At 70.3% G+C, this 4245-nt stretch carries 4 protein-coding genes and 1 pseudogene; all 5 read right to left on the bottom strand.

The window, feature by feature from the left end; genetic code table 11:
• Positions 1–144: 144 nt before the first annotated feature.
• The 5 genes and pseudogenes from AOK24_RS14055 to gatC all read right to left on the bottom strand — a co-directional run bounded on the left by AOK24_RS14055 (position 145) and on the right by gatC (position 4196).
• Positions 145–441 (bottom strand): hypothetical protein, encoded by a 297-nt coding sequence (locus AOK24_RS14055; RefSeq protein WP_055720399.1) that lies wholly within the window; start codon positions 439–441, stop codon positions 145–147.
• Positions 442–642: 201 nt separating this feature from the next.
• A complete protein-coding gene (gatB, locus tag AOK24_RS14050; RefSeq protein ID WP_055720398.1) occupies positions 643–2157 on the bottom strand; it encodes an Asp-tRNA(Asn)/Glu-tRNA(Gln) amidotransferase subunit GatB in 1515 nt (504 codons plus the stop codon).
• Between the two features lie 16 nt (positions 2158–2173).
• Positions 2174–2416, bottom strand: coding sequence for a hypothetical protein (locus AOK24_RS14045; protein ID WP_010356884.1), 243 nt, complete (start codon positions 2414–2416; stop codon positions 2174–2176).
• Positions 2413–3779 (bottom strand): annotated as a pseudogene (gatA, locus tag AOK24_RS14040) (Asp-tRNA(Asn)/Glu-tRNA(Gln) amidotransferase subunit GatA); the annotation flags it as partial. The pseudogene gatA and the gene AOK24_RS14045, both read right to left, overlap by 4 nt.
• A gap of 120 nt (positions 3780–3899) precedes the next feature.
• Positions 3900–4196: an Asp-tRNA(Asn)/Glu-tRNA(Gln) amidotransferase subunit GatC gene (gene gatC, locus AOK24_RS14035; protein ID WP_010356882.1), complete on the bottom strand. Its 297-nt coding sequence runs from the start codon at positions 4194–4196 to the stop codon at positions 3900–3902.
• Between the last annotated feature and the right edge of the window lie 49 nt (positions 4197–4245).

Here is a 4245-nt window from a genome sequence, read left to right as displayed (position 1 = left end):
CCGGGGAGGCGGCGGCCAAAGCAAGGGTGGCCGGCGAGCCTGTGGCCGAGGAGGCGGTGGCCAGGGAGAGGGCGGCCGGGGAGAGGGTGGCCGGGGAGGCATCGGCCGGAGAGCCGGTGCCCGAGGAGACGGTTCGGGTTCCCGTCAGTGTGCCTGGTCCCCGAACGCCATCACCATGACGCCGAGGACCAGCAGCCACAGAGCGCGCCGGGTGTGCCCCCGGGCCCCGAGGAACGCGGCGGAGCCGCAGATCGCGGCGCCTGTCGCGAACGCGGCCGGGACGAGGGCCGGGTTTGCGCCGCCGATCCGCAGGAGGGCGGCGGCGAGACCGGCGAGGGTGAGCAGGACGCCGGTGCCGGTGGCCGTCCAGCGGGCCCGGCGGGCGTCTTCGACTGGGTCCATGTCGTCGTCCTCCGCGTCCCCGGCGGTGGCGTTGTTCATGGGGTGGATCGTCGTCACGTCGGTCTCGTCCCGGGTGTCGGTCCTCACGGCGCGGGAGCGTAGCGCACCGTCCTGAGAGGCGTCGCGTGAACGTTCTCGTGAACGCTCACGGTGAGCAGTACGGTCCCGGTCCCCCGTATCACTCAACAGGGAAAGGGGGTTGACGCGTCGCCGCGCCAACCCCCTTCAGGACGTGGGGATTCAGCCCTCCGTCACACCCAGCTGCTCCAGGATCAGCTCCTTGACGCGAGCCGCGTCCGCCTGGCCCCGGGTCGCCTTCATGACCGCGCCCACGAGCGCACCGGCCGCCGCGACCTTGCCGCCGCGGATCTTGTCGGCGATGCCGGGGTTGCCCGCGATCGCGTCCTCGACGGCCTTGTTGAGCGCGCCGTCGTCGGAGACGACCTTGAGGCCCCGCTTGTCGACGACCTCGTCCGGGGTGCCTTCGCCCGCGAGGACGCCCTCGATGACCTGCCGGGCCAACTTGTCGTTCAGGTCGCCCTTGGTGACGAGTTCGGAGACCCGGGCGACCTGGACCGGCGTGATCGCCAGCTCGTCCAGGGAGACCTGGGACTCGTTGGCGCTGCGGGCCAGCTCGCCCATCCACCACTTGCGGGCGGAGGCCGCGTCCGCGCCGGCGTCGATCGTCGCGACGATCGGGTCGAGGGCGCCGGCGTTGAGGATCGCCTGCATCTCGGTGCCGGTGATGCCCCACTCGGCGAGCAGCCGGTTGCGGCGGGCGAGCGGCAACTCCGGGAGCCCCGTACGGAGTTCCTCGACCCACTCGCGCGAGGGCGCGACGGGGACGAGGTCGGGCTCCGGGAAGTACCGGTAGTCCTCGGCCTCTTCCTTCACGCGGCCCGAGGTCGTCGACCCGGTGTCCTCGTGGAAGTGCCGGGTCTCCTGGATGATCGTGCCGCCCGCGTTCAGGACCGCCGCGTGCCGCATGATCTCGAAGCGGGCCGCGCGCTCGACGGACCGCAGCGAGTTGACGTTCTTCGTCTCGCTGCGGGTGCCGAACTTCTCCCGGCCGTGCGGGCGCAGCGACAGGTTGACGTCGCAGCGCATCTGGCCCATCTCCATGCGGGCCTCGGAGACGCCGAGCGCCTTGATCAGCTCGCGCAGCTCACGGACGTACGCGCGCGCGACCTCGGGGGCCCGCTCGCCTGCGCCCTCGATCGGCTTGGTGACGATCTCGATGAGGGGGATGCCGGCGCGGTTGTAGTCGAGCAGGGAGTGGGACGCGCCGTGGATACGGCCGGTGGCGCCGCCGACGTGCGTCGACTTGCCGGTGTCCTCCTCCATGTGCGCGCGCTCGATCTGCACGCGGAAGGTCTCGCCGTCCTCCAGCTGGACGTCCAGGTAGCCGTTGAAGGCGATCGGCTCGTCGTACTGGGAGGTCTGGAAGTTCTTCGGCATGTCCGGATAGAAGTAGTTCTTCCGGGCGAAGCGGCACCACTCGGCGATCTCGCAGTTCAGCGCGAGGCCGATCTTGATCGCGGACTCGACGCCGGTCGCGTTGACGACCGGGAGCGCGCCGGGCAGGCCGAGGCAGACCGGGCAGGTCTGGGTGTTCGCGTCCTGCCCGAGGGCGGTCGAACAGCCGCAGAACATCTTGGTCTTGGTGCCGAGTTCGACATGGACCTCAAGGCCCATGACGGGGTCGTACGACGCGAGAGCGTCCTCGTACGACACCAGGTCGGTCGTGGTGGTCACGGTGAAAACTTCCCTCTCAGCCCAGCAGGACGTCGTCGTCGCCCAGCCGCTTCAGCTCGCGGTACAGGATGGCGAGGCCGGTGACGATCGCGACCGCGGAGACGGTGGCGTCGATCAGGCGCAGGGTGTCCTGCTCGGCGCGGGCCTTCTTGATCTGCTTGGCGACACCGAACGCGCCGAACGCGGTGGTGGCGATGGACACGTACGTACCGGACTTGGACTTCTTGAAGCCCTTGGCCTTCGACAGTGCGTTGCTCACAGCGACGGAGCCTCCTCCAGGAGCGGGTGTCCCCACTTTTCCACGAAGGCGGCCTCTACGGCGGCCCCGACCTTGTACAGACGGTCGTCCTTCAGCGCGGGAGCGATGATCTGGAGGCCGACGGGGAGGCCGTCCTCCGGGGCGAGGCCGCACGGCAGGGACATCGCCGCGTTGCCCGCGAGGTTCGTCGGGATCGTGCACAGGTCGGCCAGGTACATCGCCATCGGGTCGTCGGCGCGCTCGCCGATCGCGAAGGCGGTGGTCGGCGTCGTCGGGGAGACGATGACGTCGACCCGCTCGAACGCCTTCTCGAAGTCCCGGGTGATCAGCGTGCGGACCTTCTGCGCTGAGCCGTAGTACGCGTCGTAGTAGCCGCTGCTGAGCGCGTACGTGCCGAGGATGATCCGGCGCTTGACCTCCGGGCCGAAGCCGTCGGCGCGGGTGATCGAGGTGACCTCCTCCGCCGAGTGCGTGCCGTCGTCGCCGGTGCGGCGGCCGTAGCGCAGGCCGTCGAAGCGGGCGAGGTTGGAGGAGCACTCGGACGGCGCGATCAGGTAGTACGCCGACAGCGCGAGGTCGAAGCTCGGGCAGTCCAGCTCGACGATCTCGGCGCCGAGCTCCTTGAGCATCGTCACCGACTCGTCGAAGCGCTGGAGGACGCCCGCCTGGTAGCCCTCGCCGCGGAACTGCTTGACCACGCCGACGCGCATCCCGGCGACGCTGCCGTTGCGGGCCGCCTCGACGACCGGCGGGACCGGCGCGTCGATCGACGTCGAGTCCAGCGGGTCGTGGCCGGCGATCACCTCGTGCAGCAGCGCCGCGTCGAGCACCGTGCGCGCGCACGGGCCGCCCTGGTCCAGGGAGGAGGAGAACGCGACCATGCCGTAGCGGGAGACCGCGCCGTACGTCGGCTTCACGCCGACCGTGCCGGTGACGGCCGCGGGCTGGCGGATCGAGCCGCCGGTGTCCGTGCCGATCGCGAGGGGCGCCATGTGCGCGGCGAGCGCGGCGCTGGAGCCGCCGCCGGAGCCGCCGGGGATCTTCGTCAGGTCCCAGGGGTTGCCGGTCGGGCCGTACGCGCTGTTCTCCGTGCTCGACCCCATGGCGAACTCGTCCATGTTGGTCTTGCCGAGGATGACGACGTCGGCGGCCTTCAGCCGCTTCGTGAGCGTCGCGTCGTACGGCGGGATCCACCCCTCAAGGATCTTCGACCCTACGGTCGTCGGGATCCCCTCGGTCGTGAAGATGTCCTTCAGCGCGAGCGGGACACCCGCGAGGGGGCCCAGCTTCTCGCCGTTGGCCCGCTTCTCGTCGACCGCGCGCGCCTGCTTCAGCGCGCCCTCGCGGTCGACGTGCAGGAAGGNNCGTCGACCGCCTCGATCCGCGCGAGATGCGCTTCGGTGACCTGTACGGCGGTGAGTTCGCCGGACGCGATCTTCTCGGCCGTCTCAGCGGCCGTCAGCTTGATGATGTCCGTCACTGTCTAGTCCTCCCCCAGGATCTGCGGCACCTTGAAACGCTGCTGCTCCTGGGCCGGGGCGCCCGAGAGCGCCTGCACGGGGGTGAGCGAGGGACGGACCTCGTCCGCCCGCATGACGTTCGTCAGCGGCAGCGGGTGCGAGGTCGGGGGTACGTCTTGATCAGCGACCTCACTGACGCGTGCGACCGCGCCGATGATGTCGTCCAGCTGTCCCGCGAAGTGATCCAGCTCTTCGCTCTCCAGCTCCAGACGCGCCAGCCGGGCGAGGTGGGCGACCTCCTCGCGCGTAATGCCAGGCATGCAGCGTTCCTCTGGGGTGAGTGTGTGTGGTTTGGGGCCAATCCTAGGG

It is taken from the genome of Streptomyces niveiscabiei, assembly GCF_001419795.1.
Classification (GTDB): domain Bacteria; phylum Actinomycetota; class Actinomycetes; order Streptomycetales; family Streptomycetaceae; genus Streptomyces; species Streptomyces niveiscabiei.
Note: the sequence above shows the minus strand (reverse complement) of the source record. Positions and strands in the feature narration are given on the sequence as shown.

Bases quoted from the DNA above. Each gene is read 5' to 3' on its own strand.
- AOK24_RS14055 (WP_055720399.1), bottom strand. From the start codon at position 441: ATGAACAACGCCACCGCCGGGGACGCGGAGGACGACGACATGGACCCA.
- gatC (WP_010356882.1), bottom strand. From the start codon at position 4,196: ATGCCTGGCATTACGCGCGAGGAGGTCGCCCACCTCGCCCGGCTGGCG.